This window comes from Sphingomonas sp. PP-CE-1G-424, from assembly GCF_004341085.1.
Lineage (GTDB): Bacteria > Pseudomonadota > Alphaproteobacteria > Sphingomonadales > Sphingomonadaceae > Sphingomonas.
Map to the genome: position 1 here is coordinate 408,049 of NZ_SLXW01000003.1, position 25,314 is coordinate 433,362.

23 protein-coding genes are annotated in these 25,314 nt (G+C 65.6%); 9 read left to right on the top strand and 14 right to left on the bottom strand.

The features are described 5' to 3' along the window. Positions 1-70: 70 nt before the first annotated feature. A complete protein-coding gene (locus C8J43_RS11980) occupies positions 71-2,953 on the bottom strand; it encodes a TonB-dependent receptor (RefSeq protein ID WP_133031092.1) in 2,883 nt (960 codons plus the stop codon). 257 nt (positions 2,954-3,210) lie between these two features. Here C8J43_RS11980 and C8J43_RS11985 point away from each other — a divergent pair, with 257 nt between their 5' ends. Further along, the gene (locus tag C8J43_RS11985; RefSeq protein ID WP_133031093.1) at positions 3,211-4,260 is read left to right on the top strand and encodes a LacI family DNA-binding transcriptional regulator; all 1,050 of its coding nucleotides are present in this window, start codon (positions 3,211-3,213) and stop codon (positions 4,258-4,260) included. Next, positions 4,261-5,751 carry an MFS transporter gene (locus C8J43_RS11990; protein ID WP_133031094.1) on the top strand — a complete coding sequence of 497 codons (1,491 nt, stop codon included), beginning with the start codon at positions 4,261-4,263 and terminating at the stop codon, positions 5,749-5,751. Between the two features lie 108 nt (positions 5,752-5,859). On the opposite strand, the gene C8J43_RS11995 is transcribed toward C8J43_RS11990, so the two are convergent. The 3 genes from C8J43_RS11995 to C8J43_RS12005 are packed head-to-tail and all read right to left on the bottom strand — an operon-like array spanning position 5,860 to position 7,528. Then, positions 5,860-6,429, bottom strand: coding sequence for a DUF1190 domain-containing protein (locus C8J43_RS11995; RefSeq protein WP_107953207.1), 570 nt, complete (start codon positions 6,427-6,429; stop codon positions 5,860-5,862). Between the two features lie 11 nt (positions 6,430-6,440). After that, positions 6,441-6,854 carry a DUF350 domain-containing protein gene (locus tag C8J43_RS12000; protein WP_133031095.1) on the bottom strand — a complete coding sequence of 138 codons (414 nt, stop codon included), beginning with the start codon at positions 6,852-6,854 and terminating at the stop codon, positions 6,441-6,443. A gap of 32 nt (positions 6,855-6,886) precedes the next feature. Then, positions 6,887-7,528: a DUF2491 family protein gene (locus C8J43_RS12005; RefSeq protein ID WP_133031096.1), complete on the bottom strand. Its 642-nt coding sequence runs from the start codon at positions 7,526-7,528 to the stop codon at positions 6,887-6,889. A gap of 226 nt (positions 7,529-7,754) precedes the next feature. Between C8J43_RS12005 and C8J43_RS12015 the strand changes: the two genes are divergently transcribed. Genes C8J43_RS12015 through C8J43_RS12030 form a run of 4 tightly spaced genes read left to right on the top strand, consistent with a single transcriptional unit; the run spans position 7,755 to position 10,637 of the window. Then, complete coding sequence (locus C8J43_RS12015; protein WP_133031098.1) at positions 7,755-8,189, top strand: YjfI family protein; 435 nt, start codon at positions 7,755-7,757, stop codon at positions 8,187-8,189. A gap of 24 nt (positions 8,190-8,213) precedes the next feature. After that, positions 8,214-8,963: a PspA/IM30 family protein gene (locus C8J43_RS12020; RefSeq protein ID WP_060525423.1), complete on the top strand. Its 750-nt coding sequence runs from the start codon at positions 8,214-8,216 to the stop codon at positions 8,961-8,963. Beyond that, positions 8,963-10,132 carry a glutathionylspermidine synthase family protein gene (locus tag C8J43_RS12025; RefSeq protein WP_133031099.1) on the top strand — a complete coding sequence of 390 codons (1,170 nt, stop codon included), beginning with the start codon at positions 8,963-8,965 and terminating at the stop codon, positions 10,130-10,132. The genes C8J43_RS12020 and C8J43_RS12025 overlap by 1 nt, the downstream gene beginning before the upstream one ends. Beyond that, positions 10,125-10,637 carry an ankyrin repeat domain-containing protein gene (locus C8J43_RS12030; RefSeq protein WP_133031100.1) on the top strand — a complete coding sequence of 171 codons (513 nt, stop codon included), beginning with the start codon at positions 10,125-10,127 and terminating at the stop codon, positions 10,635-10,637. The genes C8J43_RS12025 and C8J43_RS12030 overlap by 8 nt, the downstream gene beginning before the upstream one ends. A gap of 131 nt (positions 10,638-10,768) precedes the next feature. Here the strand turns inward: C8J43_RS12030 and C8J43_RS12035 are convergent, their stop codons facing one another. From C8J43_RS12035 to hppD, 5 genes are all read right to left on the bottom strand, one after another. Beyond that, positions 10,769-11,734 (bottom strand): rhodanese-related sulfurtransferase, encoded by a 966-nt coding sequence (locus C8J43_RS12035; RefSeq protein WP_133031101.1) that lies wholly within the window; start codon positions 11,732-11,734, stop codon positions 10,769-10,771. A 55-nt stretch (positions 11,735-11,789) separates the two neighbouring features. Continuing rightward, positions 11,790-12,155, bottom strand: a complete 366-nt coding sequence (locus C8J43_RS12040) for a Rieske (2Fe-2S) protein (protein WP_133031102.1) — start codon at positions 12,153-12,155, stop codon at positions 11,790-11,792. Continuing rightward, positions 12,152-12,796, bottom strand: coding sequence for a maleylacetoacetate isomerase (maiA, locus tag C8J43_RS12045; RefSeq protein WP_133031103.1), 645 nt, complete (start codon positions 12,794-12,796; stop codon positions 12,152-12,154). Before maiA ends, C8J43_RS12040 begins: the two co-directional genes overlap by 4 nt. Continuing rightward, positions 12,793-14,130: a homogentisate 1,2-dioxygenase gene (hmgA, locus tag C8J43_RS12050; RefSeq protein WP_133031104.1), complete on the bottom strand. Its 1,338-nt coding sequence runs from the start codon at positions 14,128-14,130 to the stop codon at positions 12,793-12,795. Before hmgA ends, maiA begins: the two co-directional genes overlap by 4 nt. Before the next feature lie 184 nt (positions 14,131-14,314). Continuing rightward, the gene (hppD, locus tag C8J43_RS12055; RefSeq protein ID WP_133031105.1) at positions 14,315-15,385 is read right to left on the bottom strand and encodes a 4-hydroxyphenylpyruvate dioxygenase; all 1,071 of its coding nucleotides are present in this window, start codon (positions 15,383-15,385) and stop codon (positions 14,315-14,317) included. A 79-nt stretch (positions 15,386-15,464) separates the two neighbouring features. Between hppD and C8J43_RS12060 the strand changes: the two genes are divergently transcribed. Beyond that, on the top strand, positions 15,465-15,953 hold the full coding sequence (locus C8J43_RS12060; protein WP_060525429.1) for a MarR family winged helix-turn-helix transcriptional regulator: 489 nt from the start codon (positions 15,465-15,467) through the stop codon (positions 15,951-15,953). On the opposite strand, the gene C8J43_RS12065 is transcribed toward C8J43_RS12060, so the two are convergent. Further along, a complete protein-coding gene (locus tag C8J43_RS12065) occupies positions 15,908-16,783 on the bottom strand; it encodes a LysR family transcriptional regulator (RefSeq protein WP_133031106.1) in 876 nt (291 codons plus the stop codon). The genes C8J43_RS12060 and C8J43_RS12065 overlap by 46 nt on opposite strands. A 93-nt stretch (positions 16,784-16,876) precedes the next feature. Here C8J43_RS12065 and C8J43_RS12070 point away from each other — a divergent pair, with 93 nt between their 5' ends. Further along, the gene (locus C8J43_RS12070) at positions 16,877-18,985 is read left to right on the top strand and encodes a malate synthase G (protein ID WP_133031107.1); all 2,109 of its coding nucleotides are present in this window, start codon (positions 16,877-16,879) and stop codon (positions 18,983-18,985) included. Beyond that, positions 18,985-19,512, top strand: coding sequence for a gamma carbonic anhydrase family protein (locus tag C8J43_RS12075; RefSeq protein ID WP_133031108.1), 528 nt, complete (start codon positions 18,985-18,987; stop codon positions 19,510-19,512). Before C8J43_RS12070 ends, C8J43_RS12075 begins: the two co-directional genes overlap by 1 nt. Positions 19,513-19,644: 132 nt before the next feature. Here the strand turns inward: C8J43_RS12075 and C8J43_RS12080 are convergent, their stop codons facing one another. The 4 genes from C8J43_RS12080 to C8J43_RS12095 all read right to left on the bottom strand — a co-directional run bounded on the left by C8J43_RS12080 (position 19,645) and on the right by C8J43_RS12095 (position 25,184). Next, positions 19,645-20,979 carry a porin gene (locus tag C8J43_RS12080; RefSeq protein ID WP_133031109.1) on the bottom strand — a complete coding sequence of 445 codons (1,335 nt, stop codon included), beginning with the start codon at positions 20,977-20,979 and terminating at the stop codon, positions 19,645-19,647. A 50-nt stretch (positions 20,980-21,029) separates the two neighbouring features. Beyond that, complete coding sequence (locus C8J43_RS12085) at positions 21,030-21,440, bottom strand: DUF2147 domain-containing protein (protein ID WP_133031110.1); 411 nt, start codon at positions 21,438-21,440, stop codon at positions 21,030-21,032. Positions 21,441-21,729: 289 nt separating this feature from the next. Beyond that, on the bottom strand, positions 21,730-24,048 hold the full coding sequence (locus tag C8J43_RS12090) for a 3-hydroxyacyl-CoA dehydrogenase/enoyl-CoA hydratase family protein (RefSeq protein WP_133031445.1): 2,319 nt from the start codon (positions 24,046-24,048) through the stop codon (positions 21,730-21,732). After that, positions 24,048-25,184: a thiolase family protein gene (locus C8J43_RS12095; RefSeq protein ID WP_133031111.1), complete on the bottom strand. Its 1,137-nt coding sequence runs from the start codon at positions 25,182-25,184 to the stop codon at positions 24,048-24,050. The genes C8J43_RS12090 and C8J43_RS12095 overlap by 1 nt, the downstream gene beginning before the upstream one ends. Positions 25,185-25,314 lie beyond the last annotated feature (130 nt).

Below are 25,314 nucleotides of genomic sequence, written 5' to 3' on the forward strand. Positions count from 1 at the left end.
TGTCGGTACTGCCCCATGATCGCCGCGCGCTTTACCCGAACCGGTGCGAAGCGCGCGGCGATCGGTCGGATCAGAACTTGAAGGTCGCGCCGGCGAGGAAACGGCGACCGTATTTCTGATAGTCGATGATCTCGTTCGTGTTCGTCCCGTTGATCGTAACGAACGGCTCGTTGGTCAGGTTCTGGCCTTGCACATAGAGCGAGACGCCCTTCAGCATGCCCGTGGAGATGTCGTAGCCGAGCTGGCCGTCGATGATCATCTCGCCCGCCGCACGACGCCGAACCAGGTTCGCACCGAAGCCCGACAGCTCACCGACGAAAGTCGACCGATAGCGCAGGCTGCCGCGCGCCGAGAAACCCCATTTCTCGAAATAGGCGGTGCCGTTGGCGACCCAGCGCGAATAGCCCGGGATATCTTCCGCGCGACCGCCCGGGGTCGGGACGATCTCGGTCTTGGTGTACGAACCACCACCGGTCAGGCCGAAGCCGTCGAGCGCGGAGACGATCTCGCCGATCGGCAGCGTGCCGGCCAGCTCGACGCCGTAGATGTTGCCGCCAACGCCGTTGATCGGGACCGTCGCGGTGCCGATCGTCGGAACGGCGCCGGGTGCGTTCGACGGCAGCGGGTAGCCTGCGTAATCGAAGCCGGGGTTCGCGATGGTGTAAACGAAGCTTTTCAGCTGCTTGTAGAAACCCTGCACCGCGAGATACCCGCGGTTGCCGAAATACTTCTCGACCGTGACGTCGTAGGAGTTCGATCGGATCGGGCGAAGATACGGGTTGCCACCGGTGCCGGTCAGGATGCCCTGCGCGGCGTCATAGCCGTAGGCGAGCGCGACGCGCATGTCATCGAGACGCGGACGCTGCATCTGGCGCGCCGCAGCCGCGCGGATCACGATATCGCTCGGGAAGCGCAGCGCCAGGTTCACGCTCGGCAGGATGTCGATATACTCGGCACCACGGGTGACCGGGATCAACCCGCCGTTGGCGACGACGTTGCCCGACGACTTCTGGTTGGTGAAGACCCCCTGCACACCGGCGTTGCCGGTCAGTTCGGCCGACCCGATCGACTGTTTGATGTTCGCCTGAAGGTACGACGTCATGATCCGTTCCTGGATCGAATAGCCCTTCGCGACGACGTCGAGATTGTTGTTGTTCGACGACAGCCGGTACACGCCGGCATCGAGCAGCGCGGTCGGATCGTAGCTCAGGATCGGGCCGAGCCCCAGATACGCGAGGTTGGTCGGCTTCAACTGATACTGCGTCGGCAGCGTCTGCTCCAACGCGCCGTTCGCCAGCTGCACCAGCGCCTCGTTCGGCGTCAGCGACTTGTTGCGGTCGGTGTAGTTGAGGCCGAACTTGACGCTCGAGATCGGGCTGTCGAGTTCGCGCTCGATCTCGACGCGGTACTGCTTCAGGTCGTCGACGATGTGGCGATCGTTGTAATAGCCGGCCTGCACGTTCGCGCCGCCCCAGCCGAGCGGATCGGTCAGCCTGATCAGGCCCGGATCGGAATAGTTGAGCGTCGGGCTGAACGCGGTCCCGGTGCTGCCCGAGGTAAAGCCGATCGTATCCTGCGCACCGACACCCTGGCCATAGCCGGTTCCCGAATAGGTCTCGAGCACGGTCTCGTCGCGGGTGGTGCGCGACAGGCTCAGATCGATCTGCGCGTTCCAGCCGTCGTCGCCTTCATACCGGCCGTTATACCCGAACGAATACAGCTTGGCCTTGCGCTCGAAGCTATCGTTGCGGACGACACCCTCGACGCCGCGGAACGATCCGTTGGTGACCAGCCCGTTGGTGACCGTCGTTACCGACGGAATCGTTGTCGCCGCGCCGAACCCGAGCGGCAGTTCGATGCCGCGCTTGATCTGGTCGTCGTTGAAATCGGAGTAGAAGCCGTCGAGCGTGGCGGTGAACTCCGGCACCGGCTTCCATTCCACCGTGCCCTGCAATCCGAGGCGCTTCAGGTTGGTCGAGGTCACGTAGGATTTGGAGCCGCCGATGATGTCGACGGGCTGATTATTGAAAGTGCCGCCGGCATAACCCCAGGCGTTGAACTCCTGGATCTGGTACGGCTCGTCGAGATACGAGGCGGACAGCGCGACGCCGAGCGTGTCGTTGAAGAACTGATCGACGTACGTGCCTGTGACGCGGTAGCCCTTGTCCTTCGAGCCCGCGTTGAGCTTGCCGATATCGGCGTAGGTGCCGCGACCGCCGACCGAGATCACGCGCTTCCCGTATTCGATCGGCCGGATCGTGCGAAGGTCGACGGTGCCGGACAGGCCCTGGCCGATCAGCGAGGCGTTCGCGGTCTTGTAGACCAGCACCTGGTTGATGACCTCGGCGGGGTATTGATCATATTCGACCGCGCGGTTGTCGCCCGTCGAGGTCTGCTCGCGACCGTTCAGCAGCGTGGTCGAGAAGTCGGGCGAGAAGCCGCGGATCGAGATGCTGTTCGAACGGCCGTTGACGCGCTGCGAGGTGAGGCCGGGCAGGCGGGCGATCGACTCCGCGATCGAGGCGTCGGGCAGCTTGCCGATGTCTTCCGCGGAGATAGATTCGACGACTTGGTCGCGCGACTTCTTCTCGGCGACGGCGTTTTCGAGGCTGCGGCGGAAACCGGTGACGACGATTGCGGCATCCTCAGGCGTCCCGCCCGCATCCTGCACGGCGCCCGATACGGCCTGGGCGGTCGCTTCGTTCTGCGCCGGGGTCACGTCACCGGTTACGGCGGCGTTGTCGGCACGGCGTTGCGCGGCACCGGGTGCCTCGTTGGGGTTGGCGGCGGTCGACGAACTCGCGGCCGGATCGGAAACCTTGGTCTCGGCGTTCACGTCCTGCGCGAACGCGGTACCGGCGAACAATATCGCCGCGCCGAGCGATGCGCTGCTGGCCGAAAGCTTCAGGATGGCGCGTGCGGCAGTAGCCGACGCACGAGTGCGAGCCGTCATGGTATTCCTCCCCTGGTCCCGGTTGGCGTCTTCGAGCGCATCGGGTATGTAACTGTACCGTCATTGGAATTTTGTCCGGTCGAAGGGAAGCCGACTACATACGTATTCAATACGGCCGTTGCGGACGTGTTGCCCTCGCGCCACATGTTCGATGGGTTGGGGATGAAATGGACTGGCGTTGACGGCGCGTGCGTTCTGCGCTGTGTCTTGCCGGTACCGCCCGCCGACCGAGCGAGCACACCGAGGATGCCCGTCACGTGACCGCCCAGCGAAAGCTTCATGGCAAGCCGACATCGTTCGACATCGCGCAGCTCGCGGGCGTGTCGCAACCGACGGTGTCGCGTGCGTTGCGCGGCAGCCCCAGCGTCAACCCCGCGACCCGGCAGCGGATCGAGGCGATCGCCCGGCAACTGAATTATACCGTCGATCGCAGCGCGTCGAACCTGCGCAGCGGCACGACGCGGACGCTCGCCCTCCTGCTGTTCCGCGATCCGGCACCCGACGAGACCGTTGTCAACCCGTTCTTCCTCGGCATGCTCGGATCGATGATGAGTGCGTGTGCCGAACACGGTTACGACCTGCTCGTGTCGTTCCAGCAATTCTCGAGCGACTGGCACATGGATTATGAGGACAGCCACCGCGCGGACGGGTTGATCCTGCTCGGCTACGGCGATTATGCCGATTATGAAGCGCGACTGGTGCAACTGGTCGAGCAGGGGACGCACTTCATCCGCTGGGGATCGGTGCGGCCGGGTCAGCCCGGGCTGACGATCGGCTGCGACAATGTAGCAGGCGGTGCGGCGGCGGCGCGGCATCTGATCGAGCGGGGCCGGCGGCGGATCGCGTTTCTCGGCAGCGCGACCGATCATTATCCCGAGTTCAACGATCGGTATCGGGGTTATGCCGCGGCACTGGGCGAGCATGGGCTGACGGTCGATCCGCGGCTTCAGGTCGAGGCGATCTCGACCGAGGACGACGGCACGCGGGCAACGCGCGAACTCCTCCAGCGCGGCGTCGCGTTCGATGCGATCGTCGCGGCTAGCGACCTGATCGCGCTGGCGGCGATGCGTGTGCTGGCGGGGGCGGGACTGAACGTGCCGTACGACGTCGCGATCGTCGGCTTCGACGATATCCCGGCCGCCAGCCTTGCCAACCCACCGCTGACGACGGTCGCACAGGATACCGCACTCGCGGGGCGACGGCTCGTCGAGATGCTGCTCGCGCTGATCGGCGATCGGCCGGTCGCCAGCACCGTGCTGCCGACCCAACTCGTGATCCGGCGGTCGTCGGGCGAAGGACCCAACTGAATGTCGACGGCTGCAAGGCAAAAGCCACGCCAGGGGTTCTGGGGCCTGTGGAACATCTCGTTTGGGTTCTTCGGGATCCAGATCGGCTTCGCGCTCCAGAACGCCAACGTCAGCCGGATTTTCCAGTCGCTGGGGACGAGCGTCGACGATCTCGCCTTCCTGTGGATCGCGGCACCGCTGACCGGGCTGCTCGTCCAACCGGTGATCGGGCATTACAGCGACCGGACCTGGGGGCGGCTCGGACGCCGGCGGCCGTATTTCCTGGCCGGCGCGATGCTCGCGACGATCGCGCTGCTGGCGATGCCGAACGCGCCGGTACTCTGGGTGGCCGCCGTCTTGCTGTGGATGCTCGACGGGTCGCTCAACGTCGCAATGGAGCCGTTCCGCGCGTTCGTCGGCGACATGCTCGGCAGCCGCCAGCGCACCGCCGGGTTCGCGTTCCAGACCGGCTTCATCGGCGCGGGCGCGGTGATCGGCAGCCTTGCGCCGATCATCCTGACCGAGGTGTTCCAGGTCGCCAATACCGCGCCGGCGGGCGGCATCCCGCTGTCGGTGCAATACGGCTTCTACATCGGCGCGCTGGCGTTGTTATTCGCGGTGCTCTGGACCGTCCTGACGACCCGCGAATATTCACCGGCGCAGATGGCCGCGTTCGAGGAGAACGGTGAGGTCGCGCCGCGCGACGCGATCGTCCGGTCGAGCGCGAAGCTCGCGCCCGTCTGGATCGCCTTGGGCGCTATCGTGATCGCGGCCGTGGCTAAGTTCGGACTCGACAAGCCGGTCTATCTGCTCGGCGGCGGGCTCATCGCGTTCGGCGCGGCGTTGCTCGTCAGTGCCGCGCTCGTCCGGTCGGGCAGGGAGGGCAACGTCCTAAGCCAGATCATCGGCGATCTCGGCACCATGCCGCAGACGATGAAACAACTCGCGCTCGTCCAGTTCTTCACTTGGTCGGCGCTGTTCATCATGTGGATCTATACCACGCCGATCGTCACGCAGCACGTGTTCGGGACGACCGACACGACCAGCGCTGCGTATAACGAGGGTGCGAACTGGGTCGGCGTCTTGTTCGCGGTCTACAACGGCGTGGCGACCTTGTGGGCGTTCGTGATGCCATCGCTCGCAACGCGGATCGGGCGCCGCGACGCGCATATCCTTGGACTGCTCTGCGGTGCGGCGGGGTTCGCGTCGTTCCTCGCCGTGCGCGACCCGTATCTGCTGATCGGATCGATGGTGCTGATCGGGATCGCCTGGTCGTCGATCCTGACGATGCCCTACGCGATCCTGTCCAACGCGCTGCCGCAGGCCAAGCTCGGCGTGTACATGGGGCTGTTCAACATCTTCATCGTCCTGCCGCAGCTGATCGTGTCGTCGGTGATGGGTCAGGTGGTGCGGACGTTCTTTCCCGGCGATGCGGTCTGGGCAATGCTGATCGCCGCAGGGGTGATGGGCGTGGCGGCGCTGGCGATGCTACGAGTGCCTCGGGAAGCCTGACGCCCTCCGTGATGCTGTGCCTGTTCCCGCATCCGCTGTTCCGCGGGCTCACTGGCCGATCGATGCGCGGAATGGTTTACCCCGGAACTAGTCCGGGGCGACGGGATACTAGCCGCCGAAGCTGCGTCCGCCGAAACCGCCACCGAAGCCGCCACGCGAGATCACCGAACTGCGTGACTGGACGCGGGCAGGGGCTCTGGCGGTGGTTGGCGTGAAGGCATCGGAGCCCACGCGGGTCCGGCCCGTCACATAGTCCCGGTTGATCCGGCCACCGGCGCCACCGTAGTAATTGCCGTCACGGTCGCGGTACATCGGCGCGCCGCGGTTGCCGAACCCGCCGTTGAGCGCCTGTCCGACCAGGAACCCGGTCAACAGTGGCGTGAAGAAGCTCCCGCCGTTGCCGTTGTTGCGCGGCTCGCACTGCGCGGCGCCGTACTGCTCTTCACAGGTCTGCCGGTCCTGAAACCGTGGTGCGGTCTTCGCGGCATCGGCCTTGGCCTGCTCGAACGCGGTATCACACTGTACTGCCGACAACGCACCCGCCGCGCGGCACTCCTGTACCGACGCATAGCTCTGCGCCTCGACGGGCTTGCCACCGACATCGCCGTCGCACGCGGTCAGCGAGATGCCCGAGCCTGCGATCAGGCTGGTGAGGACGATCGATCTGGAACGCTTCATCGCTATGCCTCTCAGTTCGTCATGCAGGCGGCGTTGAGGATACCGACGCACAGCGAGATGCTGCCCATATAGGTCGCCGCCGCGATTTCACCGCGGACAATCCGGTCGTTGAAGTCGCGCATCACGAAATGCTGCACGATCAGGAACGTCACGATCTGGATCACGCCCGCGAGGAGCGCCCACACCGCGAACTCGACCAGCGAAACCGTATGCGTGAGCGCGGACGCGAGTGGCAGGACATAGCCGAGCAGCGCTGCACCCAGCGTGATCGCCGCAGCGGTGTTGCCTTCGCGGATCAGCGACTTTTCATGGTACGGCGTCGCGACCTGATAGACGATCTTGAACAGGATCGTGAACGCCCCGGCCGCGACGAACGCGATCAGGAAGGCGAGCGCGCTGGCGCCGAAGCTGTATTGGTCGATCATGCTGGTTCCCCCGAAGCCGTTAGCGGCAGACGCTAGGCCCTGAACTCGCCGAGTTCCAGTGCCACGCCCAGCATGATCTCGAACGAGACGTCGCCGGACTCGGTCTCCATGTCGATCGCGAGAAGCAATTCGCGGCCGTCGTCGCCCGGCAGATCGCGGCTGAACAGCATGCAGGTCTGGAAGATACGGCGGTCGACGATCCCGTCACGGTCGTCATGCAGTTCTTCCCAGAACGTCACGGGCTCCTGCTCGCTCGCTTCGGGGCCGAACCATGCGCGGCTGTAGTCGGGCAGTCCTTCGGCGGTGAAGGTGCGTGCCTTGAGCCGGCTCTTCCACGCCGGACGCTCGGCGGCGGACGACGGGTAGCTGCTGTCCCAGGGTGCGAACAGTGTGACATCGGTGACGTCCTGCCCGTCGCGGTCGTTCGACACCGCCTGGAACATGATGTCGTCGTCGGTGTAGAACCGGTGGACGAAGCCGCCTTCGCTGAGGTCGATCAGGCCTTGCGCGACGATCACCAGCGTATCGCGGTCGAACGGGAACAGCAGTTCCGAGCCGAACCGCCGCCAAGCGAGGGGATCGACAGTCACGGTCCGCCCGAGCGTGACGTTGCGGACGACGGGCAGGGCGTTGCCGTCAAGCGCTGGCTTGCGGCCGAACAGGCGATCGAACATGCAATCCTCGCGTCTCTGTGGTTGGCGTGCCTCTTAGGGCAAAGCGCGCGGGCTCGCAAAGCGCAACCCCCGTCATCCTGACGAAAGTCAGGACCCAGAGCCAACAGCGCCGCCCTCCGTGACCCTGGGTCCTGACTTTCGTCAGGATGACGGAAGTAGGGAGGGTGGCAGGCGCTCGCGAAAAGCCTATGTGTGCGGTCGAGCGACAAGCACGGGAGTTCTTGCATTGACCGACATCTGGACCGTCCGCAGCCTGAAAGCCGCGCTCGACACGTCCGAGCCCGCAAAAGCCGGCGAGTTTTCCGCGCGGATCCTGGAAGGCGCGGACCCGGTGCTGCTGGTGACGATGCACCACCACGGCGACCTCGAACTGTTCGTCAACGTCAGCGAGGCGCAGATCGCGTGCTCGACCTTGCTGTGGCCCTGCGACGAGCAGGAGGACCAGCTGGCGTTCAACACCTTCCTGCTGAAGTCGCAGAAGCTGGTGCCGCTGTCGAACTTCGGGATCGGCACGGTCGATGGCCGCGACTATTACGAGCTGTTCGGCGAACTCGCGACGTCGAGCCGGCTCGATACCGTGATCATCGAGCTGCGCACGCTTGCCGAGAATGCGATCGATGCGGCCACCGACCTGCGCCACGCGCAGGTTCCTGCCGCCTGAACTGATACAAACGGAGAGACTGGCATGGCCATCTGGAGCAAGCTTTTCACCCTCGGTCGTGCCGGCGCGCACGAAGCGGGTGCGGCGGTCGTCGATGCGAACGCGCTGCGTATCCTCGACCAGGAAATTCGCGATGCCGACAAGGCGCAAGGCAAGGCACGCGACGATCTCGCGGGGCTGGTGGCGCGTCGCCGTATCCTCGAAACGGAGGTCGAGAGTTTCCGTGCTCAGGCGACCAAGTACGAGGCTTCGGCACGGATCGCGGTCGAGAAGGGCAACATGGATCTCGCGCGACAGGTCGCGCAGCGGATCGCCGATCTCGAACAGGACATCGCGCTGAAATCGCCGCAGGTCGAGGACATGCGCGCTGCCGAGGAACAGATCCACACCGCCGTCGCACAGACCGACCGCAAGATCGAACAGCTCCGTCGCGAGGTCGAGGTCGTCAAGGTCAACGAGTCGGTGCAGAAGGCGCAGGCCTCGGTCGCATCGGGCAGCATGGGCGCGGGCAACAAGCTCGGGTCGGCGGCCGACAGCCTCGCGCGGATCCGTGAGCGGCAGGCGATCCGTGGCGAGCGGATCAAGGCGGCGGGCGAACTGGAAGACCGTCGAACGGGCGCCGACCTCGACGAGAAGCTGCGGCTGGCGGGGATCGGCCCCGGCCAGTCGTCCGCGGACGATGTGCTCGCGCGTCTGACTGCGCCGAAGACGCCGGAACTCGGCCAGACTCTGCAGATCGGTCAGCGCGACGACTCCAAGACGTCGGACTCCTGATGCGCCGGATCGCGGTTGACCCGCGCGGCGACTGGCGCGAACGGGCCGACGCGATCGGGTTCGTCTATCACGACACGGATAGCGAACCCTATTGGGACGAGGGTGCTGCCTACAGCTTCACGCTGGCGGAGATCGAGGACGACCTCGAACCCGCCGCGGAACAGCTGCACGCGATGTGCCTCGACCTTGTCGACGAGGTGGTCCGCGACCAGCAACTGATGGAACGCCTTGCGATTCCGCGCGAGCAGTGGAACTACGTCGCGGAAACATGGCGGACGCGCCAGCCGTCGCTCTACGGGCGGTTCGATTTCGCGTACGACGGCACCGGCCCGGCCAAGCTCTATGAGTATAACGCCGATACGCCGACATCGGTGTTCGAATGCGCGACGTTCCAGTGGATGTGGCTGGAGGATCTGCTCGCGAGCGGCAAGCTGCCGGCTGGGACGGACCAGTTCAACAGCCTGTTCGACAAACTCCGAGAACGCTTCCGTGCGCTGTTCCCGAGCGGCGGATTCGTCCATTTCGCGGCGGATGCAAGCGCGGTCGAGGATCGCCAGACGGTGCGGTTCTTCGAGGATCTCGCGAGCCAGATCGGGATCGAGCCGAAGTTCGTCGAGATGAAGGACATCGGCCTCGCAGCCGACGGTCGCTTCATCGACACCGACGGCTTCGAAGTGCAGGCCGCGTTCAAGCTGTATCCGTGGGAGTTCATGCTCCGCGAGCCCTATGCGCCAAACCTGTCGCGCGCCGACGTGCGCTGGATCGAGCCCGCGTGGAAGTCGATCCTGTCGAACAAGGGCATCCTGCCGCTCCTGTGGGAACGCCATCCCGAGCACCCGAACTTGCTCCCGGCGTTCTTCGACGACGATCCCGCTGCGAAGATCCTCGGCCCGAAATATGTGCGTAAGCCGCTGTTCTCGCGGGAAGGCGCGAACGTCGAGGTGATCGGCGAGGATGGCCACGCGGTGCTCGACCAGGGTTACGGCGCGGAGGGTGCGATCCGCCAGGCGTATGCGCCGCCGCCGGTGTTCGACGGCCGCCATCCGGTGATCGGCGCGTGGATGGTCGGCAACGAAGCCGCCGGGATCGGCGTTCGGGAAGATGACACGGTCGTGACGCGCAATCTCGCGCGGTTCGTGCCGCATATCATCGAGGCGAATGATGACTAACGTGCGAGACCTGCCCCCATTGCCGCCGATCGAGCGGCTGGTCGAACTGATGTTCGACGCCGCACGGACCGGGCGGGACGAGATGATCCCGGCGCTGCTGCAGGCGGGCGTCGATATCGAGGTGACCGACGCGAAAGGCTACACGCCGCTGGTGATCGCGAGCTACAACGGCCAGGCGGAGGCGACCGCGGCGCTCCTCGCGGCCGGTGCGCAGGTCGATGGCGCGGCGGATGCTCGCGGCAACACCGCGCTGATGGGCGTCTGCTTCAAGGGCTATACCGAGATCGCGCAGATCCTGCTCGATGCCGGGGCCGACGTGAACCGGCGGAATGGCGTCGGACAGACCGCGCTGATGATGGCCGCGCTGGTGAACAAGACAGCGATCATCAACCTGTTGCTGGAACACGGTGCGGACGCGACTATCGTGGATTCGGCGGGGAACAGCGTGCATTCGCTGGCAGTGTCGCAGGGGAATGCGGCGCTGGCCGAGCGCTTTTCGGCCTAACCACCGAGTGCTACCACCCCGACGAAGGCCGGGGCCCAATTGGCAAGACTGCAGTAACAAAGGACCGCGCGTCGTTACTGCCGGCCCCCAATTGGGCCCCGGCCTTCGCCGGGGTGGACCTCTACCGATCGCTAGGGGGTGTCATCCCCGGCATGAGTCTTTGGCAAAACCGCCCCGACATGCGCCTCACCCCGAGCCTCCGCCAACCGCATCTGCCGCTCGCGCTCCGCATAACCCGCCCGCTGAGCCTCATCCCGCGCATCGTGACACGCCGGGCAACTCACCCCCTCGACATACAGCGGCGACGAACGGTCCCCGACACTCACCGGCATCCGGCATGCATGGCACAGCACATGACTTCCCAATGCAAGCCCGTGTCCGACCGCAACCCGCTGATCGAACACGAAACATTCCCCCTCCCAAAGGCTCTCTGCCTCGGGCACGGTCTCCAGATACTTCAGAATGCCACCCTTGAGGTGATACACCTCGTCCAGCCCGTCGGCCTTCAGGAACGCTGTCGACTTCTCGCAGCGTATCCCCCCGGTGCAGAACATCGCGATCTTCGGCGGCGGGCCGTCCCCGACCAGTTCTTCACGATGCTCGCGAAACCACGCCGGAAAATCGCGGAAAGTCCGGGTCTGCGGATCGACGGCGCCGGCAAACGTTCCGACCGCGACCTCATAGTCGTTGCGCGTATCGATCACGATCGTCCCCGGATCGGCGATCAGCGCGTTCCAGTCCTCGGGTTCGACGTAGTGGCCGACGCCCTCCAGCGGATCGATCGTCGGTTCGCCCATCGTCACGATCTCGCGCTTCAGCCGGACCTTCATACGGTGGAACGGCATCACCGCGGCGCGCGATTCCTTCACGTCGAGGTCGGCACACCCCGGCAGCGCGCGAATATGCGCGAGCACCGCGTCGATCCCCACTTCGGACCCGGCGATCGTCCCGTTGATCCCCTCGGCGGCAAGCAGCAGCGTCCCCTTCACGCCGTTCGAGCAGCACACGAGCGCGAGCGGCGGCTGGATAGCGGCGATATCGGCGAACGGCGTGAAGCGGTACAGCGCCACGACGCGGATGGGCAGGGTTTCGGTCATCGGTTCATCGTGCAGGGGAGGAGGTGCGCTCCCTTAGCGCAAGTCGCCCGCCGCGTCAGCCTGCGGTGACGATCATCCCGTCGACCACCGTGACGGGCCAGGGCGTCAGTCGCGTGCCCCCGCACGGTCCGCCGACGCACGCGCCGCTGTCGATCTCGAACAGCGCGGAGTGCCAACTGCACGCGATCAGGTCGCCACGCGGCGTGAGATAGTCGTCGAGGACCTGCGCGAGCGGCAGGCCCATGTGCGGACAGCGGTCGACATAGCCGACCACCGCGCCGTCCTTGCGCACGACGAAGCCATGGAAGCGCCCGGCACGCATCTGGAGCACGAAATTTCGCGCCTTGCCGTCCACGATCGCATCGAGCGGCGCGAGCTTGATCCCGCCGGGCGTAGTGGTCAGCCGTTCCCCGTCGCTCATGCGCGATCCGCGTCCGGTTGCTGGTCCGGATGCGCGGCAGCAAAAGCGGGCAGGGCGCGGGCGTTGTCAGCAGCGACCTTGAGGTGCGGATAGGGTGAGAGATCGACCGCGAACCGCTCGGCCGAATAGACCTGCGGCACCAGATGGCAATCGGCGATCGTCGGCGTCGCACCAAACGCAAAGCCGTCGCCGTGCCGCGCGATCAGCGTCTCCAGCGCGGCGAAACCGTCGCCGATCCAGCGTGCGATCCATCGGTTCACCGCCGCCTCGTCCGCCCCGAACTCGGTGCGCAACGCGTTCAGGATACGAAGATTGTTCACCGGATGAATGTCGCACGCGATCGTCGCGGCCATTGCACGGACGATGGCCCTGTCTGTGGCGTCCACGGGCAGCAGCGGCGGATCGGGATACACCTCGTCGATCCATTCAAGGATCGCGGGGCTCTGCGTCAGGACCACGTCGTCTATCTCCAGCGCCGGCACGAGCCCCTGCGGGTTGAGCGCGCGATACCCCGCCTCGCGTTGCGCACCTTTGCGAAGGTCGTGCGTAACCTGCGCATAAGCCACGCCCTTCAGCGCAAGCGCGATGCGGACGCGGTAGGCGCTGGTTGAGCGCCAGTAGCCGTGCAGCGTAAGGCTCACTTCGGCAGGATCGCCTTGGGGAAATCCGACCAGACCGCATCGTAATCGAGTTGCGAATGCTCCAGCGCAAAGGCGGTCGGCTTGTACGGCCAGCAGCTCTCCAGCATGAACGCCATCGTCCCGTCGATCTTGTGCGGCTTCAGGTCCGCCGCACTCGCACCCTGCCAGCTCGCCAGATCCGGGCCGTGGCCGGACATCAGATTGTGCAGCGAAATGCCGCCCGGCGCGAACCCTTCGGCCTTCGCATCGTACGCGCCGGTGATCAGCCCCATCGCTTCGGACATGACGTTGCGGTGGAACCAGGGCGGCCGGAACGTACCCTCGGCGACCATCCAGCGCGGCGGGAAGATCACGAAATCGGCGTTCGCGCGGCCGGGCACGTCGCTTGGCGAGGTCAGCAGTGTGAAGATCGACGGATCGGGATGATCGAAGCTGACCGTGTTGATCGTGTTGAACCGCGACAGGTCGTAGCGCCACGGCGCGAGATTGCCGTGCCACGCGACGACGTCGAGCGGCGAGTGATCGAGCGTAGTCGTCCACAGCGATCCCATGAACTTCTGAACGACCTCGACCGGCTCGTCGCGATCCTCGAACCAGGCGACCGGCGTCTCAAAATCGCGCGGGTTGGCGAGCCCGTTGGCGCCGATCGGCCCCAGATCGGGCAGCCGGAACAGCGCACCGTGATTCTCCGCGACATACCCGCGCGCTTCGCCATCGGGGAGTTCGGCGCGGAAGCGGACGCCGCGCGGGATCAGCGCGATCTGGCCGGGGGCGATGTCGATTAGGCCGAGTTCGGTCAGCAACCGGAGCCGTCCGGCCTGCGGCACGAACAGCAGTTCGCCGTCTGCATCCATGAAAACGCGGTCGGTCATGTCGGTATTGGCCGCGTAGACGTGGAGCGCCACGCCTTCGAGGTCGGCGGGATCGCGGTTGGCAAGCATCGTCGTCATGCCGTCGATCAGGTCAGTATCCGGGGCGGGGGCCGCGATCGGATCCCAGCGCAGGCGATTGGGCGCGAGCGGCGCTTCGGTGGTGCCCGGCGCGAACCGCTCGGCGCCGGTGTAGCGCTCGAACGGCGGATGCTCGGCGGTTGGGCGCATCCGGTAGAGCCAGCTGCGGCGGTTCTCGTGGCGCGGTGCGGTGAAGGCGGTGCCGGAGAGCTGCTCGGTATAGAGGCCGAACGCGGGGCGCTGCGGCGCATTGCGGCCTATCGGGAGCGCGCCAGGGATCGCCTCGGTGGATACGTGATTGCCGAAGCCGGGCTGGTACGTCGCGCTGTCTTCGGTCTGGCCGGCGGTTTCGCCTGCGGCATTGGTCGGCTGGTGGATTGTCATGGCTTCCTCTCCGTCACCTGTTCCGATCAACGCCCGACCCGCCGGCCGTTCAAACTCTTTTCGAACCGCGACCCCGTCGGTCACGGCGAAGCCGCGCCCTGTGGGGCGGCCTCGTCCGCGCCGGCCGGTCGAGATGCAGCGCCTGCGCGCTGCATCTCGACCGAAGCTGCGCCTCGATCCTCGATCAGGCGTCGACGGTGATCACACCGCGACGGATCTGGTCCAACTCGATGCTCTCGTACAACGCCTGGAAATTGCCGTTGCCGAAGCCCTCATTCCCCTTGCGCTGGATGATTTCGAAGAAGATCGGCCCGAACATGTTTTCGGTGAAGATCTGCAGCAACAGCCCCTCCTCGCCTACGTTACCGTCGATCAGGATGCGGTTGCGGCGCAGGCGTTCGAGGTCGTGGCCGTGGTTCGGCACGCGCTTGTCGACCAGCTCGTAATAGGTCTCGATCGTGTCCTGCAGCTTGACGCCGCGCGCGCGCAGTTTCTCGACCGTCTCGAAGATATCGTCGGTGGTCAGCGCCAGATGCTGGATGCCCTCGCCGTTGTAATCCTTGATGAATTCCTCGATCTGGCTCTTGTCGTCCTGGCTCTCGTTGAGCGGGATGCGGATCGCGCGGTCGGGCGCGATCATCGCCTGGCTGAACAGACCGGTCGCCTTGCCCTTGATGTCGAAATACTTCTGCTCCTCGAAGCCGAAGATCTGGCCGTAGAACTCGGCCCAGGTCCTCATCTGGCCACGCTTCACGTTGTGCGTGAGGTGATCGAGCAGATCGAGGCCGACGTTGTTAGCGGCCTCCGCTTCGGCCGCGCCCGGAACCGCGTTCCAGTCGTCATACAGGCTGCCGGCCGCGCCATGCTTGTCGACCAGATACAGCAGGGAACCGCCGATCCCTTCGAGCACATAGCTGCCCTCGCCGAGCGCGCCCATGCTGGCATCGGCCGCCTTGGCGCCGCGTGCGAGCGCCGCGTCGAACGCTTCCTTGGCGTCATGGACGCGGAACGCCATGCCGCTCGCCGACGGGCCGTGTTCCGCACGGAACGCCGCCGCATGACCACCGTCCTCACGGTTGAGGAGCAGGTTGATGCGGCCCTGCTTGTAGCGCGTGACCGCCTTGGTTGGGTGGGTCGAGGCAGCGACGAAGCCGAACTGCTCGAACTGCGCGGCCATCCGGTCGGGATCGGGCGAGGTGAATTCGGCGAACTCGAACCCGTCGAGACCCATCGGGTTTACGTCCATATGGTCCATGATCACATCCTGACAGTTGGTATCCGTTGTTACCAATCTGGCGGGTTGAACAACTGGTGTCAATCGTTACGATTTCCATATGGCTGACCGCGCACTCGTCCTGGACGATTTCATCCCGTATCGCCTGTCGATCACTTCGAACCTCGTCAGCGAGGCGGTGGCGGATACGTACGAGGCGCTGTTCGGGCTGACGATCCCGGAGTGGCGGCTGGTCGCTGTGGTCGCCGAAGCGGACGGAATCACGCAGCAGCAGGTCGGCCAGCAGACCCGGATGGACAAGGTGACCGTCAGCCGCGCGGCGATCGCGCTGGTCGAACGCGGGCTGATGCAGCGGCATGCGAACCCCGAGGATCGCCGCTCGCATCTGTTGAAGCTCACAGGTGATGGTCACACGCTTTACGCCTCGGTCGCGCCAAAAGCGCTCGATCTGGAGCGCCGGATCTTCGCCGGGTTCTCAGGCGCAGAGGTAGAGCAGTTCGTGGCGATGCTGAGACGGATCGATGCGGTGACGATCGACCTCGTTCAGGACTCCCACGGCGGCGTTGGCGACCAGAGACCACGCAGGTAATCGAGTAGCGCGGTGGTACCGGACGACACCGGCCCGCGCGCGTGCACCGCATAGATGCCGACGTCTGCCGAACCGGCGAGTTCCGGGAGGACACGCACGAGGCGACCGCCCGCCAAGTCCGCGCTGACATCCCATAGCGAGCGCAGCGCGATGCCGACGCCCGCCAGCGTGAGTTCGCGCACCACCTCGCTCGAATTGGTCGCAACATAGCTCGGGCGATCGATCGTGACGTCGCCATCGGGTCCGGCCAAGCGCCACGGCATCTGGCCTTTCGCTGCAAGCAGGCGGTGTTCCGTAAGATCGGCCGCATCGATTGGTGGGCGGTAGCTGGGCGCGGCGCAGAGGACGCGACGGCTGTCGGCGAGGCGATGGCCGGTCAGGCTTGACGGCACGGCTGGGGCGATCCGGATCGCGAGGTCGAGCCGGTCGCCGATGACGTCCGAGAAGCCGTCCGACAGATCTAGGTCGAGTTCGATCCCCGGATACGCATCGAGAAACGGCTTCAGGTGCGGCGCGATGTGGAGGCGACCGAACGACGTGGGCGCGCTGACCCGTAGCGGTCCGGCCGGCGTATCCGTGCGGTCCGACACCCGCGCCTCAGCGTCGCGGATCGCCGCGAGGATCTCCACCATGTCGCGGTGATACGCGGCGCCGCGTGCGGTGAGGTCGAGGCGGCGCGTCGTTCTGTTGAGCAATCGCACACCGAGCCGTGCCTCCAGCCGCGCGATCCGCTTTGACACCATTGCCGGCGAGATACCCATCGAACGCCCCGCCGCGCTGAGGCTGGCGGTGCGGACGACTTCGGCGAAGAGGACGATATCGGGGTCCATTCGTTCTCCAGGCGATCAACAGCTTTCGGTTTGTAGTGTCTAGTGGCGAAGGTGGCGGGCGTCTATCGTGCTGCGAAAGCATAGGAGAGCAGCATGGCCGAGATTGTCGAAAAGGCAGGTCTGAAGATCGCCGCATCGCTCGTGGACTTCATCGAGACACAGGCGTTGCCGGGGACGGGTCTCGATGCCGCCGCGTTCTGGCAAGGCGTGTCCGATATCTACGCCCGGTTCGCGCCAAAGAACGCCGCGCTGCTCGCTGTCCGCGATGACCTTCAGGCTAAGATCGACGCGTGGCACGAAGCCCGCACCGGCAAGCCGATCGACCAGGCGGAGTACCAAGCGTTTCTCCGCGAAATCGGCTATCTAGTCGACGAGCCTGCGCCGTTCGCGGTCGCCCCGACCAACGTCGATGCGGAGGTTGCCTCGCTCGCCGGCGCGCAGTTGGTGGTGCCGATTCGCAACGCCCGCTTCCTGTTGAACGCCGCAAACGCGCGTTGGGGGAGCCTGTACGACGCGCTCTACGGCACCGACGCCATTCCCGGTGCGGCGTCAGGCAAGGGGTATGACGCGGCACGTGGCGCGCTGGTGATCGCCTGGGCGAAGGCGTTTCTAGACGATGCGGTGCAGTTGGCAAACGGATCGTGGACCGGCTGGACCGGTGGCACACCCGAGCTCGCCGAGCCGAGCCAGCTCGTCGGGCATGCGGGCGACAATATCCTGTTGCGTCACAACGGTCTGCACATCGAACTCGTGATCGACTCTGAGCACCCGATCGGCTGCGACGACCCCGCAAACCTCGCCGACGTCGTCCTCGAATCCGCACTCAGCACGATTGCCGATCTCGAGGACTCAATCGCCGCGGTCGATGCCGAGGACAAGGTCGCCGCCTATGCCAATTGGCTAGGGCTGATGAAGGGCGACCTGACCGCCAGCTTCGACAAGGGCGGGCACACAGTCACGCGCAGGCTCGAAACGGACCGCCACTACACCGCGCCCGACGGCAGCGCGTTCACGCTCCCCGGCCGCAGCCTGATGTTCGTGCGCAACGTCGGGCACCTGATGACCACGCCCGCGATCTTACTTGCCGACGGCAGCGAGGCACCCGAAGGCATCCTCGACGGCATCGTCACGTCGCTGATCGCGCTGCACGATCTGAACGGCACCGGCCCGATCCGCAACAGCCGCGCGGGCTCGATCTACATCGTCAAGCCGAAGATGCATGGCCCCGACGAAGCCGCCTTCACCAACCGGCTGTTCGACGCGATCGAAGACCTGCTCGGCCTTGCGCGCCACACGATCAAGGTCGGCGTGATGGACGAGGAACGCCGCACCTCCGCCAACCTCGCCGCATGCATCGCCGCCGTGAAGGACCGCGTCGTGTTCATCAACACCGGCTTCCTCGATCGCACCGGCGACGAGATGCACACCTCGATGCGTGCCGGCCCGATGATCCGCAAGGGCGACATGAAGGCCTCGTCGTGGATCAAGGCGTATGAGGATCGCAACGTCCAGATCGGTCTCGCCTGCGGGCTCAGCGGCAAGGCGCAGATCGGCAAGGGGATGTGGGCCGCGCCCGACCGGATGGCGGATATGCTCGAGCAGAAGATCGCGCATCCGATGACCGGCGCGAACACCGCGTGGGTGCCATCGCCGACCGCCGCCACGCTGCACGCGACGCATTACCACCGCGTCGACGTGTTCGCGCGGCAGGCGGAGCGCAAGGCCGAGCCGATCGCGTCGCTCGACGCGCTGCTGACGATTCCGGTCGCGACCGGGCACAACTGGCAGCCCGACGAGGTGCGCGAGGAACTGGAGAACAACGCACAGGGTATCCTGGGGTACGTGGTGCGCTGGGTCGATCAGGGTGTCGGCTGTTCGAAGGTGCCCGATATCCACGATATCGGCCTGATGGAGGACCGCGCGACGCTGCGGATCAGTTCGCAGCACATGGCGAACTGGCTGCTCCACGGCATCGCCACGCCCGACGAGGCGGATGCGGCGCTGCGGCAGATGGCGGCGAAGGTCGATGCGCAGAATGCGGGCGATCCGCTGTATCGGCCGATGGCAGGGCGTGAGGACGAGAGCCTTGCGTTCCAGGCCGCCCGCGCGCTCGTGTTCGATGGCCTGACGCAGCCGAGCGGCTATACCGAACCGCTGCTCCACGCGTTCCGCGCGCGGGCAAAGGAAAGGGACGCTGCCTGATGCCACTCTACGCGATTGAGGGGAAACGACCGACGCTGGCCGACGACGTCTGGGTTGCGCCGTCGGCCGATGTGATCGGCGACGCGCGACTAGGGGAGGGGGCGAGCGTCTGGTTCGGCACGGTGATCCGCGCCGACAACACACCAATCCTCGTCGGTGCGCGGACCAACATCCAGGAGGGCGCGATGCTGCACTCCGATCCGGGCGCGCCGCTGACCGTCGGTGAAGCCTGCACGGTGGGCCATCACGCGATCCTCCACGGCTGCACGATCGGCGACAATGTGCTGGTCGGGATGGGCGCGACGATCCTCAACAACGCGGTGATCGGCGAGAATTGCCTGATCGGTGCGAACGCGCTGGTGACCGAGGGGAAGGTGTTTCCGGCCGGGAGCCTGATCGTCGGCGCGCCGGCAAAGGCAGTGCGCGAACTCTCCCCGGAGGCGATTGCGGGGCTGAAGATGTCCGCCGCGTCGTACGCGGCCAAGCAGCGCGTCTACGCCGAGGGTTTGAGATTGGTCGAGGTATAAAATCCTCCCCCGCCAGGGGGAGGTGGCTGGCACTTGCCAGACGGAGGGGGAGGTAAGGGATAACTTCTGTTCCGTATCCTCCCCCTCCGTCACCTGCGGTGCCACCTCCCCCTGACGGGGGAGGATTATTCGTTAGAAGCTCAGCCGGCCACCCAGCGACAGCACGACGGCCGACGCATCGCGCAGTGCGCCCGAGGTCAGGATGTTCGTCTGTGCAGCGGTGCCGACATAGGCGGCCGTCCTGCGGTCGATCGTGGTGTTCTCGAAGTCGACATATTGCGCCGCGGCGTCGAGCGCGATGCGCGAGGTCAACTGGTACGACCCACCCGCTGCATAGGTCCAGCGGTCGGCATCGGGTACGCGGGCGTCGCGGAGACCGTCCTGCGTCGGCGTCTTGGTGCGCTGGACACCCGCACGGATCGTCGCCTTGGGGGTGACGGCGTAGTCGAAGCCGCCTGCGAGGCTCCAGCTGTCCTGGTAGTTCTCGGGGATCGCGGTGTTCAGCGGGGCACCGAGGTCGATCGTGTCGAACTTGCTCCAGTTATACGCGACGACCTGTGCGTTGAGCGTCAGCGCGTTGGTGGCGCGGATGCGACCGGCGACGATCACCTGGCCCGGCGTGTTGAAGCTCGCCTTGGCGCCATCGATCGAAACGTTCGAGCTTGCCAGCGGACCGACCAGCCCGGTGATGTTCAGGCTGCCCTTCAAATTGTGGCGGATGCTCGACTTGTAGCTGACGCCGACGGTGGCGAAGTCGTTGTGCAGCTGCACGCCTGCGGTCCAGCCGAAGTCCCAGCCGTCACCCTTCAGCTCCTGGAAGCCGTCGGGCAGCGCCGCGGACAGATTGGGAAGCGCGTTATTAAGCGTGGCGTCGGTATATTCGACGTTCAGCGCACCACCGACGCGCAGCCAGTCGGTCACTGCAGCGCCGATCGACGGCTGGATGTCGATCGTCCGCAGCCGGGTCTTGTCCGCGCTGTAGCGTGCCCAGCTGTTCGCTTCGTAATTGGTGGTAAAGCTGAACGGCGACGTCACCGCCAGGCCGATCGCGATCCGGTCGGTCAGCGGATAGGCGATCGCGCCCGACGGGACGACACCCTTGTTGATCGGATCGCTCGACGTACCGTTGCCGCCGACCGGCGCGTAGTTGAACCCGGTTGGCCGGCCAGTCGTGGGCGAGAAGGTTGGCCGGCCGATCAGCGTGCCGGTATCGACGACGTCACCCTTGGGCAGGATCGCACTGGCGCTCAGTGTCGCGCTACCGTCGCGGATACCGGCGATCGCGGCCGGGTTCCACCACAGCGAGTCAGGGCCGGTATCGGCGCCTTCACCCGAGAATGCGCGACCGGCGCCCCGCGCGGACTGTGCCTGGAGATAGAAGGCGTCGGCGTAGGCAGTGCTGGCGAATCCGAAAGCGGACACGAGCGCGGATACCGCGAGAAGCGGAGCTTTAGCGCGAAAAATCATAGATAAGGTCCTGAAAGCTATACTGATAATAGGGAGGTGGAAGCCGCGCCTCAGCGCACGCGCGTCCAGGTCTGGGTCTTGCAGAGCGGGAAGAAGACGCAGCCGCGCAGCTTCAGCTGGTTCGCACCGAGCGGCGTGATCTTGCCGCTATAGGTCTTGCCGTCCTCGGCATTGTAGACCTGACCGCTGCTCCAGACGCCATCCGAGTCCGGCTTGAACCCGCTGAGCATCTGCATCCCCTGGATCGGGCGATTGCGCAGCGCTGTGTTCGAGTTGTTCGCATCCTTCATCGAAGGGTTGGCACGCAGTGCGTCGGAGGTGAGGATCTTGCCGCAGATCGACGGGCCGCAGCGGGCGATCTCGACGATGGCGTTGTGCGTCTCGGTCTTCCAGCGGCCAATGACGGTCTCGGCGGTGGCAGGTGCGCCAGCGAGCATCGCGGCGATAAGAAACAGGGACATCTTCTATCCTCTCCTAGAATTATGGGGACGCCGTATGTGTACGGTCGTTAAAATCTCGTCAGGTCGCCGACGTTATCGCGACCTTGTTGCCGTATACGGCAGTTCTTGGTCCCGACTAGAATTGTACGAAGACAAGTCAAGTCTTCTTACTGATTCTGAGCGGTGAAAAAGTGTTCACATCCCTATCCCCGTCATTCCCGCGGAGGCGGGAACCCATATTGGCTGACGTTGCGATGATGCCACAAAGCCAGCCGAAATGAGTCCCCGCCTGCGCGGGGATGACGAACGGTCAGTTCCGCAGCGGCTTGCCGGTCTGCAGCATATGCACGACTCGCGCCTGCGTCCGCGGATCCTTGACGCTGGCCATGAACGCCGCGCGCTCCAGATCAAGCAGCTGGTCCTCGGTCACCGTGTCGACCAGATCGGCCTCGCCACCCGTCAGCACCTCGGCGAGACGATCCGCGACGACGAGGTCGTAGTCGGTCGCCATACCCTTCTTGTGGAAGTCTGCCACCGCCATGTTCAGCCCCGTCCGGCCACTCGCGCCCGCCAGGCGGAAGGTCGGCTTTTCCGGCGCGGCATAGCCCTCGACCAGCGACAACGCCTTGGCCTTCGCGTCCGCCAGCAACCGGTCGCGGTTCATCGTGATGCCGTCGGCCTTGCGCAGGATCATCATCTCTTTCGCCTCCGCCGCCGACTTCGCGACCTGAGCTGTAGAGACAGCCTGGAACACCTTCGTCAGCACCGGCATCGGCCCGTTCGGCAGCGTGCGCGACTTGGTCCAGCGGTCGAGCATCTCGCCATTGCCGCCCCAGCCGGGGACAAGCCCGACGCCGCACTCGACGAGGCCGGCATAGGTTTCGGCATGCGCCTGCACCGCGTCCGAGTGGAGCAGGATCTCGCAGCCACCGCCGAGCGCAAGCCCTGCAGGCGCGCTGACGACCGGGAAGGGCGCGTATTTGAGCGCCTTGTACGCCTGTTGCCCGCCCGAGACGCTGGCCTCGACCATGTCCCACAGGCCCGCCCCGACCGCGAACATCGCCGCGCCCAGGTTCGCGCCCGCCGAGAAGTTCGACGCCTCGTTATACACCACCAGCGCCTTGAAGCGCTCGCGGACGACCGGGATCGCCTCGTTGATCAGCGCCACGACCTGATCGTCGAGCGCGTTCATCTTGGTGTGGAACTCGAGCGCCGCGACGCCGTCGCCGACATCCCAGAGCGAGGCCGACAGGTTCGTGAGGATCGGCTGCGAGCGGAGCTTGATGTCCTCCAGCAGTTCCACCCCCTCCGCGCGCGGCACGTCGGCATAGTCGCCGCCAGCCGTGAGATACTGACGCTGGCCGTTCTCGACGCGGTAGAACGGGCGGTTGCCCGCGGTTGTCAGGATGGCAGGAACGTCGCGACCTTCTTCGGCAAGGCGCGCGGCAAGCACACCCGGCCCCATCCGGTCGATCAGCTCGAACGGCCCGTATTTCCAGTTATACCCCAGTTTCATCGCGTCATCGATCGCGACGACATCGTCCGCCGCCTCGCCGACCAGCATGGCCGCATAGGACAACGTGTTACCGAGAATCGACCATGCATAGGTGCCGATCTTGCCCGGTTCCGCGATCAGTGCGGCGAGGTCCTTGCCGGTCTTGCCCGGCAACTCCGAAGGCTTGGCTTCCGCACGATACTCGCCGGTTGCGAGGTCGAGCGACAGCTTGGTCCGCGTCGCCGTGTCGAAGCGATAGAAGCCACCCTTGCCCTTACGACCGGTGAACCCGTCCGCAATCATCTTGTCGATCAGCGGCAGCGGACGCACCGTATCGAAATACGGATCGCCAGCGGGCAGCGTGGAGGAGAGGCTCTTCGACAGCAGCGGCATCAGATCGACGCCGACGAGGTCGACGAGCCCGAAGATCCCGGTCTTCGGCACGCCCATCGGACGGCCACCGATCTGATCGGCCTCCTCGACGGTCAGCCCCTGGTCCATCGCCGCGTTGATCGCGATCGCCAGCCAATAGGTGCCGATGCGGTTGGCGATGAACCCCGGCGTATCCTTCGCGCGAACGATCCGCTTGCCCATGAAGCGATCGACGAAATCCTCGACCTTCTCCGCGACCGCGACGTCGGTTGCCACGCCGCGGACGATCTCGACCAGCCGCATGTAGCGCGGCGGGTTGAAGAAGTGCGTGATGAGGAAGTCGGCCTTGAACTGCTCAGACCGCCCCTCGACGAGGTTGCCAAGCGGGATCGTCGAGGTGTTTGACGACACCGCTGTGCCAGGACGCTTCAACGTCTCGAGCTTGGCGTAGAGTGCCTGCTTGATGTCGAGCCGTTCGACGATCGCCTCGACGATCCAGTCGCACTCGGCAACGCGACCCAGATGATCGTCGATGTTGCCCGTCTCGACCAGCTTGGCCGCACGCTTCGACATGAAGGGGGCGGGATCGGTCTTGAGCATTTTGGCGACCGCGCTCTTCGCCACCGCATCGCGGTCGTCACCCTCTCGGGGTACGATATCGAGCAGCAACACGGGGATGCCGGCATTGGCGACCTGCGCCGCGATGCCCGCGCCCATTACGCCTGCGCCAATGACGCAGACCTTTTTTACAGCGTCGACCATCATGCGCGCTCCAGCACCGTCGCGATGCCCTGACCGCCGCCGATGCACTGGGTCGCCAGCGCATAACGGCCACCCTCGCGCGCCAACAGCGATGCCGCCTTGCCGACGATCCGCGCGCCGGTCGCGCCAAGCGGATGGCCGATCGCGATCGCGCCGCCGTCGAGGTTGATCGTCTCGTCCTTGAGGCCGAGGTCGCGGATGCAGGCGATCGCCTGGCTCGCAAACGCCTCGTTGATCTCGACCACGTCGAGGTCGGCGACGGTGATCCCGGCACGCTCCAGTGCCTTCTTCGACGCACCGATCGGGCCAAGCCCCATCGTCTCGGGCGCGCAACCCGATACGCCGATCGACTTGATCCGCGCGAGGATCGTCAGCCCGTGCTTCTTCGCGAACTCTTCCGAGGTGACCAGCACCGCGGACGCACCGTCGGTCAGCGGCGAGGACGTGCCGGCGGTCACCGAACCGTCGGCGCTGAACGCAGGCTTCAGGCCGGCGAGCGCGTCGGTGGTCGTGCCGGCGCGGATCGTGCCGTCCTGGCTGACCGGGCCCGCCTTGGTCTGAATCGTCACGATCTCGTCGGACAAGCGGCCATCGGCGCGCGCCGCGGCGGCCTTGTCCTGGCTCTTGACCGCGAACGCGTCCTGCTCGGCGCGGGTGATCTGGTACTGCCGCGCGACGTTTTCGGCGGTCTCGCCCATGCCCATGTACGCGCCCGCGCTCTTCTTCGCGAGCTCGGGGTTGGGGAGGGGGTTGTAGCCGCCCATGGGCACGCGGCTCATCGATTCGAGGCCCGCGCAGATGAACGCCTCGCCCGCGCCGACCGCGATCTGGCCGTAAGCAATGTGGATCGCGCTCATCGACGAGCCGCAGAACCGGTTGACCGTCATGCCGCCGACCGAGATCGGCAGGTCGGCGATCTGCGCGATCAGCTTGGCGACGTTAAGGCCCTGCTCGCCCTCGGGGAATGCGCAGCCGAGGATGATGTCCTCGATTTCCGCCGGATCGACGCCGGTCTTGTCGAGCAACCCGCGAATCGTCTGCGCGGCGAGATCGTCCGGACGGACGCGGGCGAGCTCGCCCTTGCCGGCGAGGTGGAACGGCGAACGGGCGTACCCGGCGATGACGACGTTGGTCACGATGATCCTCTCATATTGCGGTCGACCCGGTTAACGCTTGCGGGTTACCCTTAAGGTGCGATACCTCACCTTTACGTCAAGGTGAAGCGGCCGACAATATGGCTTACGCACACCATGTTATGGAGAGCGA

What these genes read in the sequence shown, in the direction of transcription:
- C8J43_RS12030 (WP_133031100.1), top strand. Translation starts at nt 10,125, where the DNA reads ATGACTAACGTGCGAGACCTGCCCCCATTGCCGCCGATCGAGCGGCTG.
- C8J43_RS12035 (WP_133031101.1), bottom strand. Translation starts at nt 11,734, where the DNA reads ATGACCGAAACCCTGCCCATCCGCGTCGTGGCGCTGTACCGCTTCACG.
- C8J43_RS12060 (WP_060525429.1), top strand. Translation starts at nt 15,465, where the DNA reads ATGGCTGACCGCGCACTCGTCCTGGACGATTTCATCCCGTATCGCCTG.
- C8J43_RS12005 (WP_133031096.1), bottom strand. Translation starts at nt 7,528, where the DNA reads ATGTTCGATCGCCTGTTCGGCCGCAAGCCAGCGCTTGACGGCAACGCC.
- hppD (WP_133031105.1), bottom strand. Translation starts at nt 15,385, where the DNA reads ATGGACCATATGGACGTAAACCCGATGGGTCTCGACGGGTTCGAGTTC.
- C8J43_RS12065 (WP_133031106.1), bottom strand. Translation starts at nt 16,783, where the DNA reads ATGGACCCCGATATCGTCCTCTTCGCCGAAGTCGTCCGCACCGCCAGC.
- C8J43_RS12000 (WP_133031095.1), bottom strand. Translation starts at nt 6,854, where the DNA reads ATGATCGACCAATACAGCTTCGGCGCCAGCGCGCTCGCCTTCCTGATC.
- C8J43_RS11980 (WP_133031092.1), bottom strand. Translation starts at nt 2,953, where the DNA reads ATGACGGCTCGCACTCGTGCGTCGGCTACTGCCGCACGCGCCATCCTG.
- C8J43_RS12075 (WP_133031108.1), top strand. Translation starts at nt 18,985, where the DNA reads ATGCCACTCTACGCGATTGAGGGGAAACGACCGACGCTGGCCGACGAC.
- C8J43_RS12070 (WP_133031107.1), top strand. Translation starts at nt 16,877, where the DNA reads ATGGCCGAGATTGTCGAAAAGGCAGGTCTGAAGATCGCCGCATCGCTC.
- C8J43_RS12080 (WP_133031109.1), bottom strand. Translation starts at nt 20,979, where the DNA reads ATGATTTTTCGCGCTAAAGCTCCGCTTCTCGCGGTATCCGCGCTCGTG.
- C8J43_RS12025 (WP_133031099.1), top strand. Translation starts at nt 8,963, where the DNA reads ATGCGCCGGATCGCGGTTGACCCGCGCGGCGACTGGCGCGAACGGGCC.
- C8J43_RS11995 (WP_107953207.1), bottom strand. Translation starts at nt 6,429, where the DNA reads ATGAAGCGTTCCAGATCGATCGTCCTCACCAGCCTGATCGCAGGCTCG.
- C8J43_RS11990 (WP_133031094.1), top strand. Translation starts at nt 4,261, where the DNA reads ATGTCGACGGCTGCAAGGCAAAAGCCACGCCAGGGGTTCTGGGGCCTG.
- C8J43_RS12090 (WP_133031445.1), bottom strand. Translation starts at nt 24,048, where the DNA reads ATGGTCGACGCTGTAAAAAAGGTCTGCGTCATTGGCGCAGGCGTAATG.
- C8J43_RS12020 (WP_060525423.1), top strand. Translation starts at nt 8,214, where the DNA reads ATGGCCATCTGGAGCAAGCTTTTCACCCTCGGTCGTGCCGGCGCGCAC.
- hmgA (WP_133031104.1), bottom strand. Translation starts at nt 14,130, where the DNA reads ATGACAATCCACCAGCCGACCAATGCCGCAGGCGAAACCGCCGGCCAG.
- C8J43_RS12040 (WP_133031102.1), bottom strand. Translation starts at nt 12,155, where the DNA reads ATGAGCGACGGGGAACGGCTGACCACTACGCCCGGCGGGATCAAGCTC.
- C8J43_RS12085 (WP_133031110.1), bottom strand. Translation starts at nt 21,440, where the DNA reads ATGTCCCTGTTTCTTATCGCCGCGATGCTCGCTGGCGCACCTGCCACC.